The 18,207-nt window shown below is 29.7% G+C and carries 10 protein-coding genes and 3 pseudogenes; 5 read left to right on the forward strand and 8 right to left on the reverse strand.

Translation table 11 applies throughout. The features are described 5' to 3' along the window. Positions 1–251 precede the first annotated feature (251 nt). From rho to OTBS_RS16380, 3 genes and pseudogenes are all read left to right on the forward strand, one after another. Positions 252–1,757: a transcription termination factor Rho gene (rho, locus tag OTBS_RS04805; protein WP_011944737.1), complete on the forward strand. Its 1,506-nt coding sequence runs from the start codon at positions 252–254 to the stop codon at positions 1,755–1,757. A gap of 741 nt (positions 1,758–2,498) precedes the next feature. Further along, entirely contained in the window at positions 2,499–2,687 is a 189-nt protein-coding gene (locus OTBS_RS15415) for a hypothetical protein (RefSeq protein WP_011944738.1), read from the forward strand. 89 nt (positions 2,688–2,776) lie between these two features. After that, positions 2,777–3,112, forward strand: a pseudogene (locus tag OTBS_RS16380) (hypothetical protein). Between the two features lie 24 nt (positions 3,113–3,136). Here OTBS_RS16380 and OTBS_RS12090 read toward each other — a convergent pair. Further along, positions 3,137–3,960 (reverse strand): annotated as a pseudogene (locus tag OTBS_RS12090) (IS5 family transposase). Positions 3,961–4,252: 292 nt separating this feature from the next. Between OTBS_RS12090 and OTBS_RS04820 the strand changes: the two are divergent. Both OTBS_RS04820 and mnmG read left to right on the forward strand, forming a co-directional pair. Beyond that, positions 4,253–5,536 carry a hypothetical protein gene (locus tag OTBS_RS04820; protein WP_011944739.1) on the forward strand — a complete coding sequence of 428 codons (1,284 nt, stop codon included), beginning with the start codon at positions 4,253–4,255 and terminating at the stop codon, positions 5,534–5,536. A gap of 660 nt (positions 5,537–6,196) precedes the next feature. Then, positions 6,197–8,065: a tRNA uridine-5-carboxymethylaminomethyl(34) synthesis enzyme MnmG gene (gene mnmG, locus OTBS_RS04825; protein WP_011944740.1), complete on the forward strand. Its 1,869-nt coding sequence runs from the start codon at positions 6,197–6,199 to the stop codon at positions 8,063–8,065. A 139-nt stretch (positions 8,066–8,204) separates the two neighbouring features. On the opposite strand, the gene tmk is transcribed toward mnmG, so the two are convergent. From tmk to OTBS_RS12095, 7 genes and pseudogenes are all read right to left on the reverse strand, one after another. Beyond that, positions 8,205–8,858: a dTMP kinase gene (tmk, locus tag OTBS_RS04830; RefSeq protein ID WP_011944741.1), complete on the reverse strand. Its 654-nt coding sequence runs from the start codon at positions 8,856–8,858 to the stop codon at positions 8,205–8,207. Next, positions 8,851–9,924, reverse strand: coding sequence for a cell division protein ZapE (gene zapE / locus OTBS_RS04835; RefSeq protein WP_011944742.1), 1,074 nt, complete (start codon positions 9,922–9,924; stop codon positions 8,851–8,853). The genes tmk and zapE overlap by 8 nt, the downstream gene beginning before the upstream one ends. Before the next feature lie 70 nt (positions 9,925–9,994). Next, positions 9,995–10,678, reverse strand: a complete 684-nt coding sequence (locus tag OTBS_RS04840; protein WP_041621239.1) for a uroporphyrinogen-III synthase — start codon at positions 10,676–10,678, stop codon at positions 9,995–9,997. Between the two features lie 8 nt (positions 10,679–10,686). Further along, positions 10,687–12,051, reverse strand: a complete 1,365-nt coding sequence (gene der, locus OTBS_RS04845; RefSeq protein WP_011944743.1) for a ribosome biogenesis GTPase Der — start codon at positions 12,049–12,051, stop codon at positions 10,687–10,689. Between the two features lie 60 nt (positions 12,052–12,111). After that, a complete protein-coding gene (polA, locus tag OTBS_RS04850) occupies positions 12,112–14,781 on the reverse strand; it encodes a DNA polymerase I (RefSeq protein WP_041621487.1) in 2,670 nt (889 codons plus the stop codon). A gap of 450 nt (positions 14,782–15,231) precedes the next feature. Next, positions 15,232–16,668: pseudogene (locus tag OTBS_RS04855) on the reverse strand (sodium:solute symporter family protein); the annotation flags it as partial. A gap of 679 nt (positions 16,669–17,347) precedes the next feature. Continuing rightward, a protein-coding gene (locus tag OTBS_RS12095) for an IS5-like element ISOt6 family transposase (protein WP_157866375.1) occupies positions 17,348–18,171 on the reverse strand; the annotation gives its coding sequence in 2 pieces (ribosomal slippage) (positions 17,348–17,784 and positions 17,784–18,171; 825 coding nt in all). Positions 18,172–18,207 lie beyond the last annotated feature (36 nt).

An 18,207-nucleotide genomic window follows, 5' to 3' on the forward strand; every position in this document is an offset into this window, starting at 1 on the left:
GTAGTAAAGCTGCCTTCTTGGTGATATGTAGCAATTATAAAACTGTTCCTAACAAGTATCATGTGCTACTCTGTTTAAAATATTTATGATCTATAGCTAAAGCCATTGTATTTAATAAATAAATCCATATACAAAATGTTTATTTTTGCTTTTAAGTTTACTATACACCTTAATTATCAGTTTAATTAATATTTCATACTAGAAAGCTAATGCATTTATATCAAACTCAATATAATCTTTAATAATATATTATGACTACAGAAAAAGAACATAGAATAAAAAACATATTAAAACCTGTATCTAATAATAATCCAGCCAACAGCGAAGCTGTAGATTCTTCAGTTGAAATAACTGCTCATTTGAACGAACCAAAGAAAAAATCTCCTGAAGCCTTGCAATGTTATGCTGAAAGTAAAGAACATAGAATAAAAAAACCATCCAAACCTGTATCTAACAATAATCAAGTTAACATCGAAGCTGTAGATTCTTCAGTTGAAATAACTGTTCATTTGAACGAACTAAAGAAAAAATCTCCTGAAGCATTGCAATGTTATGCTGAAAGTTTAGCAATTGAAAATGCTAGTTCATTAACTAAGAATGAACTAATATCAGCTATTTTAAAAATGGTAGTAGAACGTAATGGTACAGTTATTGAAGAAGGAGTAATTGAAATTTTAAACGGAGGATTTGGTTTTTTACGATCACCAGAAGTAAATTATTTATCAGGAGCAGGAGATATTTATGTATCTTTAAGTCAGATTAAACGTTGTGAATTACGCACTGGAGATACTGTTGAAGGACAAATTAGAGCTCCAAAGTCTGGAGAACGTTACTTTGCTTTATTAAAAGTACTAAAAGTTAATGGAGAAGATATTAAAAAATCTATTCAACGGCTACATTTTGATGATTTAGTAGCTTTATACCCAGAGGAAAAAATTTTTTTTGAAGTTGATCTAGATTATAAAAACCTTAGTACTAGAGTTATGGAACTAGTTTCACCTATGGGGAAAGGGCAACGAGCTCTTATAGTCGCTCCGCCTCGTACTGGTAAAACAATTTTATTGCAGAACATTGCTCATTCTATTGCTACTAATCATCCTGAAATTTACCTAATAGTATTGCTAATAGGAGAAAGGCCAGAAGAAGTTACCGATATGATTAGGTCAGTTAAAGGAGAAGTTGTAAGTTCTACTTTTGATGAGCCAGCAGTACGGCATACTCAACTAGCTGAAATTGTAATTGAAAAAGCAAAAAGATTGGTAGAGCATAAAAGAGATGTAGTAATATTACTGGATTCAATCACTAGACTAGCTAGGGCATACAATACTGTTGTTCCATCTTCAGGTAAGGTACTAACTGGTGGAGTTGATTCAAACGCTTTACAAAAACCAAAAAGCTTTTTTGGAGCAGCTCGTAATATCGAAAATGGTGGGTCTTTAACTATTATTGCAACTGCATTAGTTGATACAGGTTCTAGAATGGATGAAGTGATTTTTGAGGAGTTTAAAGGAACTGGCAACTCAGAAATTGTATTAGACAGAAAGATATCTGATAAAAGAATCTATCCAGCAATTGATATTAATAAATCTGGCACTAGAAAAGAGGAGCTGTTAGTTGGTAAATCAGAATTATCAAAAATGTGGATGCTTAGAAGAATTATTAATCAAATGGGAGCTGTGGACGCTATGGAATTTTTACTTGATAAACTTAAAAACACTAAATCTAATAGTGAATTCTTTGATTTGATGAATTCATAGAAACGTAAGATTAGGATAAGTAAAGATAAGAAAAAGAATAGGATATAAGATTGGGATTAAGTTTAGATATATAATAACTTACAACAGAAGATATTATATGAACCAAGAAATTTAATAGCAGAACAATGTTTATTTAATAAAAGCTTATCTTTCTGTGTATAATAAATATGTTTTCAATTTTTATGAAGATTGTGCGATGTGAAGTTATGTATATGATTGTTTAACAGCAAGAGCTGATTTTAAACATATTGTTCTGTCAACATAAGCATACTGGTATATGCAAAGAAGTAATTTGATAAAGCTATCAGGACAATACATTCAGTGGTTAAGAAGATTTAACTAAATGATAATAATATCTTGATGAAAATTGGGCAAATATAACGCAAATTTGTGTACGATATTTAGCTAATTGAGTGCTGATTTTAAATTCAACAACTGGAATTTATAGTTGATAAGCTTAGAGTAAGCTGCAATTGATAATGTTGCTTTAAAATATGTTTATTGTTACAAAATTATTTGCTTTTAATAAAAAGCATACTATAGATTCACAATTTAATCAAATTATAAAATAAGTTATCATGTAATTACTTCAATTTTAAATTTACGCAAGCACCATTAAATAAAATAAAAGTACCAACCAAAGAAGAAAAAATAATTCAGTTTAGAGATATAAAAGAAAGGAACATACTTTTGATAATATCATACCAGATCTGACTGTAACAGTGTCTAGAAAAGAAGGTAATGAAGTTAAAAAAGGATATTGCTAACGGAATAAATACAATGGAGGAAAGACGCAAGATAACTAGAACTAGTGTAGATAAGGTAAAAGCAGCTACAAATAAAGTTGTAACCAATATGTTAACAAGTGATAATGCTAATATTGAACTAGACAAGATAATGCCTGAAATCTTAGCATCATTAGGTTGCTAATAAGAAAGACTGATAATAAACAGCTTATCTGAGAAATAAGGCCTGCTATATTAGAGATTTTGCGAATTTTTGAAAATCACAGGAGAAGAATGAGATTTTTTATGCTAGAATTGATGCTGAATGTGATTATGCAAAATCCAAAATTATGTTTTGCATTATCGGGGCCGATGAAGTGTATGGGTTTGAGCATTGATGAATAGAGAGTAGTGCTAGCTGGAGTAGCTCCATGGATTGTACTACTAAACAGCAAGTATACTAAATTAGGTCTAGCTTTTATAGTTGAAGGGATTGCTCTATGTTGTTGTTTTAAGAAATTTAAGAAGATATCGGAGAATTTGTAGCTAAAAAATTTTTTAGTAGATAAAGGATTACTGCCAGCTTCATTAGGATATCCAAGGCTATTTGGCAAAAAAGTTGGCAAGTGATGAATCATCTCTTTTCGAAACTGGTTAAGGTAGATCAAAATTATAAATACCAGAGATCAAATTAAAACTAAGAACGAATCTTTTACGTCTATTTCGATATTTGTCAGCAATAATCTTGAACCGTTTTAGCATAGCAATAACGTTTTCATTGACAACTCTTTCTCATGCTAACCTACGATTATTCTTTTTATCATTTTTAGTTAAAGGATTTTTCTTGCTTTTTTTCTTTGGCAATTCAGAATTATTGTGAATTTTTTGTATACCTTGATATCCTGTATCAGTAATAGCGTTAACCTTAGGATGAATAAGAATTTTGGATTCCTTAAATAATCTAAAGTTATGTTTTTTACCGTTAGAAAAATCTGTACATATTACTTGGTGTGTTTGCTTGTCTACAACTATTTGAGTTTTTAGTGTATGCCTTTTATTCTTTCATGAATAATAGAATTTTTGTTTTTTTTATGTCTTTCTATAGGATTCTCAGTAGCATCAACCAAGACTACTTCATAATTCATATCACTCTTCATTAGAGCTTTACGACCTGGAAGAGCAAAGTTTGGGTGTTTAACTAAGGTGTCTTCTACCCATTTTACAGCTTTATATGCTGAACTTTCACTAATCCCATAGTTCTGACCTATATGAAAATAAGTACGGTATTCTCTAAGGTATTCTAAGGCCATCAATAACTGTTCCTCCAAATTGAGCTTATTTTTACGCACTCCTTTTGATTTCTTAACACCATCAGCTTTCCTCAAAATATCCACCATCTTTGAGAATGTTCCCTTCCTTACTCCTGTTAATCGACGAAATTTTTCATCACCTAACTCTTTAATCTGATCGAATTTCATTATCACATCAAATCAGATCTTTATAACACTATTCTACATCATTGTCTAGTTTTGAAAGAAGTCTATTGCTGTAATCCTTATTTTAACTATCTTTAACATGTCAATTATATCGAACTATTATTGGTATACAGCTAAACTTCATAAATTCAATTTATAGTTGTGAATAAGCAACTTATTTGACGAATAATACTATCAGCTTGTAATATTTTTTACTTTTTCATTGCTTAAACCCTCTATCTATAACATAAAATCAATTTAAAATTGAAGAATTGATTTTAAAGCTAACATTACTATGCAAATCTATAAAAAAACAACTTTTTTTGTGTTACTTTTTACACTGCTAAGCAGTACTACTATTTATGCTAATGCTAATTATACAGTAGTTAATAATTGCATTATTCAAAATAGAAAATTTCCAGTCACTATCTCAACTGATGGTATTGATAATGCTTTAAGCGCAGTTAATGTTCTTGGGTTAATAAATGATAAATATGGCTTGAGTAATAGCATTATTGGCAGAATTATAGCAGGCTATTCTAGCTTTTATATAGTATTGCTTCATCATGAGGTTATAGGGCATGGTCGCAGAGCATATGAATTTGGTGGTACAGTAGATGGATATACACTAAGATTATTTAGCGCTGCTACTGATTATAATCTTTCACCAAATTCCCATCCACAACAACACAATGCAATAACTCTTGCAGGAGTACAAGTTAATACTTGCTTAGCGTCTAGAATTATCAATCAATTGCTACAAACAAAACAACTTTTAAGTCCAGTTACTGCTTGGAGTTATATTTTTAGCGCAGGAAATCAACTTTGGTATGTATTGCATGATGTTATATTTGAACAAGCTCATGAATTAGGAACAGGTGATATTAGAAGTCATATACTAGATATGGAAAAGATTTATGGTAAAACTTCAATACAGAATAAAATCCGTTCTTTATGTTTTTTAGATCTTATGAATCCAATGGTATTCGCATCCTTTTATGCAATAGCATCTGGTCAAAACATCCAAGTTCCTATGATACCTCTAGGACAGATAAATGGGTTGGGGCAAATTGGATTTATGCCTTCAGTAAATCTTATCTTAACTCCATATAACGTACTAGAAAAACGAATAACAGTGCATATTAACACTGAATATACTCCTATAAAAATAGCATTTGGATTTGGGCAAGAGCTAAAATCAAATGATACTGTATATCATACTTCAGATGATTCTGTATGTGATTCTTCAAATTCGTGGTATTTTATTAAAAAAGATTCAACTCCTTCTAAAGAACACGATACTTATTACTTAGAACTTAGCGTTGCACGCTTTTTCTCTATAAGTAAAGTTGATTTAGGTGGAAGTTTAATAATATGGAGACAACCAGAGTTAATGACTCCAGTTCCAAGGCATGCTGAAATTAAAAATGGCATCATGGGATCACTAAATTTAACTTTTAACATAGATGACAGGTTCAGCATTTTCGCTGAAGCAGGTTATAAAACCAAGGGGTTCATTTTAGACAGACCAGTAGATGAAGGTCCTCTCATAAGTTTTGCAGTGCAATGTTTAGTATAGAAAACATGTAATTCTTTTGCTAGATCTATTGCAAATTCAATCAAGGTTGAGATTATAAATATAGCTTAATTAGAAAGGTATTTACACATTATTTCATTTCCTCTTTTTGATGTAACTATCTTTTTGATTTATGCTATATAATCATCTAAAGTAGACATTGTATGTTGAAAATATGTACATGTGTTATAAAACTAAAGGATATTACCATTTTAAAGCTATAATTAATATTACAATTAGTTGCCAAAAATTATACATTTGGATTAATATAAGTAGAGAGATATGGGATGAGAAGTTAGAAAAATAGATGATGCATGTATAGACATTGCTGTTTAGGGATTCTAAGGTTACTTTTTTGATAAATCAAGATTTTGCATACACTCTAAGAGATAATATTCATGGTTTAAAATCTGTACATTACATTTTGCAAGTCTGATGTTTCGCAATTATATATAATCTCGACATAAATAAAGCAAAAATGTAAAAGCCGTTAAGTGATAATTTCAAAAAACCAATTACAAATATTCGGTTTAAATTTTTAATTTGCTTCTAACAAAACAATATACATAATGTTATTAGTTTAACTAGCGCATGTTAGGTAGTTGATTGTTACATCATCTATAATGAGCTAGCTTAGTTAGTTTTTAGTAAAATGTTGAAAGAATGAATAAATTTGATGTTGTAGTAGTTGGTGGTGGCCATGCTGGCTGTGAAGCAGCTGCAGCAGCAGCACGAATTGGTGTTAAAGTTGCATTAATTACTCTTAAACCTGAAAATCTTGGAGAAATGCCATGTAACCCAGCTATTGGTGGCCGTGGTAAAGGTCACATAGTCAAAGAAGTTGATGCTCTTGATGGCCTTATTGGGTATATAGCAGATCAAGCTGGCATACACTATAAAATGTTGAATCATACTAAAGGACCAGCTGTTTGGGGGCCTAGGGCACAAATAGATCGTGCGCTATATAAATCTGCAATGTACAGTACAATAATGAATTATCCTAATTTAACTACAATATTTGCATCAGTAGAGGATATTAAAGTTATTGCTAATAAAGTTACTGCAGTAATTGTCAATGGAAAAGAAATTTATTGTCAAAAGGTTATACTAACTACTGGTACTTTCTTATCTGGTGTAATTCACCGTGGTAAAGAGCAAATAAAAGCTGGACGCTTGGGAGAAAATGCATCTTATGGATTATCTAATACTTTATCAGAACTTGGATTGAGACTAGGTAGATTAAAAACTGGTACTCCGCCTAGAATTGATAGTAGAACCATAGATTACTCGAAATTAGAGGAGCAACCAGGGGATTTAATTCCTACTCCATTTTCTGAAATTACTAAGAAGGTTTTAGTTCCGCAAATTAAGTGTTATATTACCAGAACTAATGAAATAACACATAAAATTATAAAGGAAAATTTACATCTTTCTGCAATGTATAGCGGGCAAATTCAAGGAACAGGCCCAAGATATTGTCCATCAATAGAGGATAAAATTATAAGGTTTAGTCATAATGCGAGTCATCAAATCTTTTTAGAGCCAGAAGGATTAAACAGTAACACTATCTATCCCAATGGAATATCAACATCTTTACCAAGTGATGTGCAAGAAAATATGATTAGAACGATAGAAGGTTTGGAAAATTGCAAAATAATAGCATATGGCTACGCTATTGAATATGATTATGTTGATCCTAGACAACTAAAGCATAGCCTAGAAGTGAAATCTGTAGGTGGGCTATATTTAGCTGGACAGATTAATGGTACTACAGGTTATGAGGAAGCAGCAGGGCAAGGCATCATGGCAGGAATAAATGCTGCACTAGCAGTAAAAAAGCAAGATCCATTTATCTTAGATAGAACAGATGCTTATATTGGAGTAATGATTGATGATTTAACAAACGGAATAGATGAACCTTACCGTATGTTTACTTCAAGATCAGAATACAGATTAAGTATTAGAGCTGACAATGCTGACCAGCGTCTCACACCAAAAGCAATAGATCTTGGTTGTGTAAGTCAGTTAAGACAGGAAGTATTTCAGAAAAAATTATCTAAATTAAATACTTTACGTGATTATGTTCAGTCACTAACCATTACTCCTAAACAACTTCAAAATTGTGGTTATCAAATTTCACAGAATGGTATAGCGCGTACTGCGTTTAGCTTACTTGGGCTTCCAAATTTTGGTATTAATATAGTAAAAGATATTTACCCTGAATTAAATCGATATGATAACAATTTATTATTATTACTAACTTATGAATCTAAATATCATGTATATTTAGAGCGTCAAAAAGAAGATATTGAGCTTTTTAAGCAAGAAGAAACATATCAAATTCCTCAAGATTTGAACTATGACCAGATTCCTAGTTTATCAATTGAAGTACGAGAAAAGCTTAAGCAGTATCAACCTGAGACTATAAGAGCTGCAAAACATATAAATGGAGTAACTCCATCAGCAATTATGGCAATAATCATTTTTTTAAAAACCAAATATTTGAATTCTTCCATAACTGATAAAAAATGATTATATGTTATATAACTTTTGAATATTAGATAAGTACATAGCAATTTTAACACTAAATTAATTAATACAAGAGAACCATAAACTAAAAATTAATAGCAGAGAAATGTCTAGTATGCTCTAAATACATAAAATAATTGATTCACCTAAGTAAATTAACTTTCATTTTATTATTTATGATATTTATAACTTCTGAACTAACATCTTCTATCATTGGTTCACCATTGATTTGTACTATACGTTCTGGGAATAATTTACTAACTTGAATAAATGCATCAGTAATTTTTTGATGAAACTGTTGATTTCTATTATCAAACTTATTAAGTTGATTTGTGTTCTTATGTATTTCTCTTATCTTTATTCTTTGCATTGCAATACTTGGTGATACATTAATTATTAAAGTAAGATCTGGAAAAAAATTGTCTAATAATTTACGGTGTAGCTCAAGTATTAGCTGCTGTTCCTCGCTATTTTTAGATTGGTAACATAAAGTAGAATCTATAAATCTATCACATATTACCCATTTTCCTTCATTTAAATTTGGCCTAATAAATTTTTCAATATGTTCATACCTAGCTGCCATTATTAACAATAATTCTGTGGTAATAGACATATCTTTAAATAAAACTATATCACGAATTAACTCTGCAATATCAGTTCCACCAATTTCTCTAGTCCATACTGCTTTTATACCATTATCTAATAATTTTTCATAAAGTAGTTTGCTTTGAGTAGTTTTACCGCTTCCTTCATTTCCTTCAAAAGTTATAAATTTTCCTATTGTAGTATTACTCATATGCCTCTTGATATTTTGAATGAAATAAATATTCATTACTATTCATTTCATATAGCCTAGATAATGTTCTTTGAAAAGGTTGTTGATAATTATGTCCTATATATATTTGATCAAGTGATGTATTAACGCTCATATAAATTAGTACTTTCATGCTATAAGCGTTATCTATAAAATTAATAAATCTTATTATGACATCATTATTAGCGCTTTCAATAATGGTTACATTTTTAACAATGATAACATCAAAATGCTGACACATAGCAATATAATCATTGTATGATCTTTCTTGATAGCATAGCTCATCAAAAGTTATAATTAGGATATTACCATAATTATTATTTACATTAAGATTACGCCCCAAAACTTTTACATCATGATTCAATAATTCTTTGTTCCTAATTAACTTATCAATTATTAATTGCAGTTGCTTATTTGCATCTATTCCAATAAGTATTCTTTGTTCTTTTGACTGTACTTTAGCTTTTCTATAATCATGATCTGACTTTAGATAAAATATTTGCATGTTTTGCTTAATAGTATCTATATAAGGTAGAAATAATTCTCTCTTTAATCCGTTATTATATAAAAGTTCTGGAGCAATATTGCTAGTTAATACTATATAGACTTTTTTAATAAACAGCCATTTTATAAAACTACCGATCAATAGAGCTTCAGCAATATCTATTATTTCAAACTCGTCTATTAGAATAATTCTATATTTGCTAGAATACTCATATGCTAATGTTTTCATTAAATTATTGCTATTATCAGTATGGTTACTTGTGCTTTGTCTTACAACTTTATGTAAGCTATGCATTAAAAACTGATAGTGAAAATACCCTACTTCTCCTAACTTTTCTAACGATTGATTCAGAGCTTGCATAAGCATAGTTTTTCCGCTTCCTACTTTACCATAAATATATGTTCCATTATACGGTAATTGGCGAAAATATCTAATAATCTTTCTGCTATTAAAGTAATCGCTAATACTCTGTAGAATAGATGCCAGCTCTATTTGGCTAGCATTTAACTCTTTTTTACTAGCAAAATAAGACTTAATATCCATTGCAGTTATTTTTTACTAATATCCTCTTGCTCATTGCATATAGTACTCAATTAATGAATTTTGAATTAATTCAAATAGTATGATTACGATTAAGTAATATTTTAATCATATTCTTACTAGTCGGAGTTGTAGGGAAAGATACTTTTTTCGCTATTTTTGTGAATAAAGATCCAACTTTTGAACTTATACATATTATTCTAACGTTCTGTAATGTCCAGAGTAATTTGTTTTTTTTCAATAGTTTAATCAAATTTAGTCCTGCATTATATGAATATATCAAACTATGACTAATTTGACTTAAAGATAAGTTAATTTTGGCTTCATCTGTAAGATCTTGGGCATATTTTACTAGATAAACTATTTTTTTTGTCCAATGATTCGGAGGATCATGAGTTATATAGTTACCACAGTAATATATTATATTTTTAGCTTCAGATGTATTAAGTAACAATTTTTCTACTGTATTATATACTCCTACAACTCTTATAAACTTATTTTGCTGTAAAATTTGAGATGATGCTTTACCAACAACGAAACAATTTACATTAGAATTCATATTTTCAGCAATAATCTTGGCAGCAAATTTACTTGTAATAACAATGTTTTGTCCTCTACTTATTTTGCTATAATCTAACTTAATAACTTCATAATTTATTAATGGGCAATTGCATACCGTAAACTTGCCTACTAACCTAGATTGCAATAGCTTATTTTCTTCTATAGTTCTAATTAGCAGTAATTTGTTTAATGCCATAACCCTATCTATCTGTAAGGATTTTTTCCTTTAACAAAACTTAACCTTACTGGTACTCCTGCTGCAATATCGAAATTAAGTTTAAAGTTATTAATTAGATATCTTTTATATGATTCATCTATAGATTCAATATTATTACAAAATAATTTAATAGTTGGTGGTCTTGCTTTAGTTTGAGTACAATATTTAATTTTAACTCTCTTGCCATGGCTTTGAAATGGTAAAGGCCTATTGCTCATAGCTTTAGCTAGCCACTGATTTAATGTGCCAGTAGTAACTCTTTTTTGCCAACTAGCGTATGTTAATACGCACTTCTGTAATACAGATTCAAGATTGAACTTTTCTTTTGCCGATATATAAATTGGATTTATGCCTTTAATTTGAAAAACAGAATAAGCAACCAATCTATTTAGCTCTTTTTGAAACTCTTCTTTCTTTTTAATTAAATCACATTTATTTACTACTAGTACTATGCCACGTCCCTCGTTAACTGCATAACTAATGATGCTAAGATCTTGTTGTTCTAGGCCTCGTGTAGCATCAATCATTACAATAACAATATTGGCAAATCTAATGGTTTTAAAAGTATCATTTACTGATAGTAATTCGCATGATTGAGTAACAGCGTTTTTTTTTCTTACTCCAGCAGTGTCAACTAATCTGATTAGTTGACCACAATATTTCCAATCTACCTCAACTGAATTACGAGTAAGTCCACTCTCTGGTCCTGTTAGTACTCTTTCCTCGTTTAAAATAGCATTAATAAATGTTGATTTGCCACAATTAGGTCTACCTACTATTGCTAACTGTAATTCTGGACATTGCTGATTATACTCACACTTAGTATTAGTGGTAGTTAAGACATTTATTTTTTTATCTTCTGATAATATGTTTTGAATTATATCTCCAAGCTCATATATACCTTGACCGTGTTTAGCTGAAATACATATTGATTCACTAAATCCAAGTTTATAATAACTCTTATCTAATATAATAGGCTTCTCAGTTTTATTAATTACTAATATAGTACTAGATTGTTTATTGTGTTTTCGTATTAGGTTTGCACATTCTTCATCAATTGGCAAAATACCAGTGATTGCATCAACTACAAAACAAATAATATTTGCCTCGTTAATTGCTACTAAACTTTGTTGCATCATATTAAATTCTAGTGAACCAGCAGCAGCAAATTCTAATCCAGGAGTATCTACAACAATTAAATCTGAGAATAAATTAGCTTTAGCATATTTACGATCCCTAGTTATGCCAGGTAAGTCATGTACTATAGATTTTTCCCTTAAACTAAGGCGATTAAATAAAGTAGATTTGCCAACGTTTGGCTTTCCTACCAATGCTACAATAGCCTGGGGCATAACATGTTTTCCTAATTTTTTTGCGTATTAATATAATAATATGTTCAATTTTGCAAACTGTTAAAACTTCACCTTTTGCATCTCTCCCCAGTTATCTCCAATTTTTAACTCAACTTTTAATGGAAAAGAAAAGTACGGTATGTTTTCCATAGTGCATTTTATTAAATTGCATGCAGTATCTACTAACTCGTTAGGTAATTCAAAAACTAATTCATCATGAACCTGTAATAATAATTTTATTGCTGGGTATTTAGAATATATGAGTTTTTCATATTGAATCATAGCAATTTTTGCTATGTCAGAAGCAGTACTTTGAATTGGTGCATTAATTGCAGCTCGTTGAGCAAAATTTCTTGTTGTTAAATTAGAACTATTGATTAATGGAATATAACATCTTCTACCTATCATATTCTTGACATAACCATTCTCAACTGCAAATTTTTTTGTTTCATCCATATATTGTCTTATAGATGGATATTCTTGAAAGTAATGATTAATATATTGCGCTGCTTCTGTATTGCTAATATTTAACTGTTTTGCTACTCCAAAAGCACTGATACCGTAAATTACACCAAAATTTATTGCTTTAGCTTTTCTTCTATGCTCTTCTGTTACTTGATCAGCATTAATCTTAAAGATCTGAGCAGCAGTACTACTGTGAATGTCTTCGCCCATAATAAAAACATTCTTTAACTGTTCTATATTAGCAAAATAACTAAGTATGCGTAATTCTATTTGAGAATAATCAGCAGATAAAATTTTAGAGCCTTGAGGTGCAACAAATGCTGATCTCACCTTTAATCCATATTCTGATCTTATTGGAATATTTTGTAAATTAGGTGAATGCGAGCTTAATCTACTTGTAGTAGTAGAGGTTTGTAGCAAAGTAGTATGTATTCTGAAAGTGTTGTTATTAATTTGAGTTGGTAATGTATCTATATATGTAGTTAACAGTTTTGTTAATTGGCGCCATTTTAATAGTAGATCTGCTATCTTAATTCCAGCACGACTTAAATTTTCTAGCACTTCTGAATCTGTAGAGTAAGATTTAGTTTTTTGAGAAACTTTAGCATGAGGCAGCTTTAAAACGTCAAATAATATTTCCCCCAATTGTTTTGGAGAAGCGATGTTAAATTCTTGACCACAAATCTTATAAATTTGCTGTTCGAGCAGCTCAATTTTATGTTTTAACTGAGCTGACAACTCTTTTAGCAATGGTACATTAATTTTAATTCCATTATTTTCTATATTACGTAATATATAGCATATTGGCAGATCTATTTCATAATAACAATGCAATAGCTTATTCTTAAATAACTCTGACATTAAATTATCGAAAGTATTTTTTAGCCAGCAAACTTTGTTTTCTGAATATTGTTCTGAATAAGATTTATTATAGGTTTGTATAATTTCATTCAAAGAAAGATCGTTTTTGCCAGCTGATAAAATATAATGCATTAACATTATATCATCTATACAACTAGCTGATGTAATTTCAGTGCGCAAAAAGTTTAATAAAAATATTAATAATTCCTTAAGATTATAAGTAATTTTTTGAATAGAACTATCAAGCAAAAGCTCAATGATTGATGACTTCCACCATGGATTAGTTGCTATTGCACGGTTCTGTTCTTTAGATGTAATTGCTGTTAAGTCAATAAAATATAACTTATGCAAATCTAAAGAAAACGTTATACTTATATAATTATTTTTTTCTTTCTCTAATAAAACAGCAAGATAACCACTTTCTTGAGCTTTATTTTTTACCTGTAGCCATATTTCAGGGTTAGTAATTTCTATTTTGCTAATATTGCTAGCTCTAGAAAGAGGATACTTTGCAATAAGATGACTTAATTCAAGCTTAAAAAGCTTAGAAGCTTTTGTAATGAGCGATGTAAATCCAAATTTATGGATTAGTGTGCGTATTTGTTCAGCATTAGGAGGAGACCAGCGTAGATTCTCAACAGACAAGTTAAGATTCAGGTCTTGTTTTAGCCCAACTAATTGCCATGACAATTCTGCTAGCTGACGATGCTCTTCTATAAGTTTTCTATGTCTAGGTGAAGCAATATTTGCATAATTATGCAAAATATTATTTAAGCTATCAAACTGTTCCAGAAGTTTAATAGCAGTCTTAGGGCCAATTCCTGGGATTCCTGGAATATTATCAGACACATCCCCAGTTAATGACAGAAAATCTCTTACTTGAGAAGGTCTAACTCCTAACTTTTCTATAGTTTCTTTTTCTCTGATATATTGCTTTTTTATTGGATCGTATATGTAAACTTTATTATTAACTAATTGTAATAGGTCCTTATCAGATGAAACAATAATAATTTCATCTGATGCATTGCCAAATTTATTAGCCAAGGAAGCAATAACATCATCTGCTTCCACACCTTCCATTTCAATTGTGTTAATATTTAGATATTTTACAATCTCCCTAACTAATGGAAATTGTATTTTTAGCTCAGAAGGTAATTCTGGCCTATGACTTTTATACTCAGGATAAATCTTATGACGAAAATTATCTAATCCAGTATCAAACACTACAACCATGTATTCAGGATTAAATTCACTAATGATATTCATGATCATTGTAGCAAATCCATATACTCCACCAATTGGATTGCCATTATGGGATGTAAGATCTTGATTAACAAAATATGCTCTAAAAATGAATGGATAGCCATCAAGTAAGAATATTTTTTTGTTTTTAAATGAACACATAAAGTTTATATTGTTGTATTGGCAAGTTTTATGAATTGATACAAAGATTGTTATTTTAAACATACTTGTATCTGTAGAAAAAGTAAAAATTTTTACTCTATGCTATTCCATGTTTTTTAGTAAGGATGAAATCAGGTACATTATGTAGTATTTTTACTCAACCATGCTGCATTATTTTCAAATTTTACAAAGTGTAACCACTTTTGCTAATTAGGCAATATTTCATAATTCAAGAATTTATAATTACAAAATGTTTCAAAATATAGCAAAAATGAGTAAAAAGTCTATGTAATAGGTTTTTGTGATAAAAACTACATATAGTTTAATCATCATGGAGCAATTGTTAGTTTTACCTTAACACCTACTACTTTTGATCAAAGATTAGTAATATTTGATATATTATTCTTATATCAAATATCAAACTCTGGTGCAGACTCCACGTTTTTGTTAAACATTCAGTTTTTGTTTGCAATTACTAGGCCCAACCCATCCACCTAACTCTCCAAGAGAGTAATGCATTATCATCATTACAACAAAATTTGCTATAGTTGCTGGTATAAGATCACCTATTGGAATTGCTGTATTAAAATATGTATTCCAAATAAATGAAGTTGAAATTCCAGCAATCATTCCAGCTAATATTACTCTAGTAGTAGTTCTAAAACCTAGAATTGTAAATAATAATGGTATTCCTACCGTTGGAATATAAAAACTAGCTCCAAATAACAATATATCTAACAAATTTCTTTGTAATAGTGCTACATATAATCCTACTACTCCGATAACTATAGCAAATATTCTAACTGCTGTAAGTTCTAATTTAATATTGTTTTGAAATAAACCTAAAGGTTTACATAAGTCGTTAACAAAGATAACAGAAGCAGAATTAATATACGAATCAGCTGTTGACATAATCATTGCAGATATTCCAATTACTACTAATCCCTTAAATCCAGCGTAAGAATAGCTATCTATTATATATGGTATTAAATTGCTAGCTTCTATATTCTGGTTCGATGACAGAAGCGTTAATCCTATACATCCCGCAAAAAAACAAAACAATAAATATATAACAGTCATAATTTTAAAAGCATTAGCTGCCTGTTCTGTATTACGAGCTATTAAAACTCTGTGAAATGAAGCTGGTAGAAAGCAAGGAATTACATCATAGAAAAATACTCCATAATATTTTAGTGTATTACTATTATGGTAGTCTAGTAATATTTTAGGATTAAACATATGATTCGTAGTTAAGGTATTCACTATAGAATCCCAACTACCAAACATTCCCCAAATTAGCATTGCCAAAGTTGGAATAAACACTCCAAAAGCCAAAGCTTGAAAAATATCAGTAAATACTACAGCCCTAACCCCACCAAATGCTGAATATATAATTACTACTGCACTACTAAGCAAAGTAGCATAAACACTGTCTAGTCCTAAAAAATGATTAAATACTGCAGAAAAGACTTTGATTTGCATAGCAATCATTGTTGATGATATAATAATGGAACAAATAGCTACAATAGTTCTAATATGCTTACCATAAAGATCACCCATTACTTCTGCAACTGATAACTTACCAAAAAACTCCTGCATTCTTGGAGTTAAGATATAAGCAAAAATAAGTAAACATAATGTTTGCCCTATAATAGACAATAATGAAAGTATTCCAACTGAATATATTTGGTACACTCTGAAACTAAAAGTACTACCACCAATCCAGGTAGCTATAAGAGTTGCAGTAAGCGTTGCTGTACTAAAATTTCTTCCACCAAGAGCATAATCTTTAGTAGATTTTACTTCTTTTCCATACCATAATCCTATAGCTAGATTAGATATTAAGAACAATCCAACTAAAATTATGTCTATATTTAACGCTAGCATTTTAAACTTCCTCATTTTATATTGTAATTGCAATAATATAATACACTTGCTTTATATCTTTCTCTATTTAAACTATAAACACCTTAAAAATAAAATAATTATAGCGGTACTATATTTTTAGTTATTGTCAATATCGTATTTTTACAAAAATTTTATATATGACAATAATATCTTGAAGATAATTGCGACAACATAACGAAAAGTTATGTACTAATATTTGACAAATTGAGCGCTAATTTTCAATTTAGAAATTAGATTCATAATTGATGAACTTAGTATACGTTATAATTTGATAATGATGGTTTAAAATATTTTTATTGTTACATAATTATAACAAAATTATTTGTTATTAACATGCATTCTGCAGAACATCAAAAAATTATTTCAAAGCAAAAAACAAACCAGGATCAAAATTATAGTAATCTTAACACAATTAAGTTTTATCAGGTTTTAGAGTATAATTGCATTATATTTTTTTTTGTCATATTTTCTTGCAGAGTTATTGCTTTTTGATATTCTACTCTAGCACAGTTTAAAGTAAAGTATGTTATACCTTATCTTTGCTTCATATCAAAACTTCAGTGCAAGAATACATTTACAGATTTTAAACTTTCGTTGTTCTTTTTAAATCCATACTTGTAAAAAATAACAGAAAGCAATAGACCTCTTTCGAAACTGGTTAAGGTAGTTCAAAATTATAAATGCCAGAGATCAAATTAAATCTAAGACCGAATCTTTTACGTCTATTTCGATATTTGTCAGCAATAATTTTGAACCGTTTTAGCATAGCAATAACGTTTTCATTGACAACTCTTTTTCCTGCTAACCTACGATTATTCTTTTTATCATTTTTAGTTAAAGGATTTTTCTTGCTTTTTTTCTTTGGTAATGCAGAATTATTGTGAATTTTTTGTATACCTTGATATCCTGTATCAGTAATCGCTTTAATCTTAGGATGGATAAGAATTTTGGATTCCTTAAATAATCTAAAGTCATGTTTTTTACCGTTAGAAAAATCTGTACATATTACTTGGTATGTTTTCTTGTCTACCACTATTTGAGTCTTTAGTGTATGCCTTTTCTTCTTTCCTGAATAATAGAATTTTTGTTTTTTTTGGGTCTTTCTATTGGACTCTCAGTAGCATCAATCAAGACTACTTCATAATTCATATCGCTATTCATTAGAGCTTTACGACCTGGAAGAGCAAAGTTTGGGTGTTTAACTAAGGTGTCTTCTACCCATTTTACAGCTTTATATGCTGAACTTTCACTAATCCCATAGTTCTGACCTATATGAAAATAAGTACGGTATTCTCTAAGGTATTCTAAGGCCATCAATAACTGTTCCTCCAAATTGAGCTTATTTTTACGCCCTCCTTTTGATTTCTTAACACCATCAGCTTTCCTCAAAATATCCACCATCTTTGAGAATGTTCCCTTCCTTACTCCTGTTAATCGACGAAATTTTTCATCCTTTAACTCTTTAATCTGATCTAATTTCATTATTACTTCAAATCAGATTTTTATAACACCATTTTA

This window comes from Orientia tsutsugamushi str. Boryong, from assembly GCF_000063545.1.
Classification (GTDB): Bacteria; Pseudomonadota; Alphaproteobacteria; order Rickettsiales; family Rickettsiaceae; genus Orientia; species Orientia tsutsugamushi_C.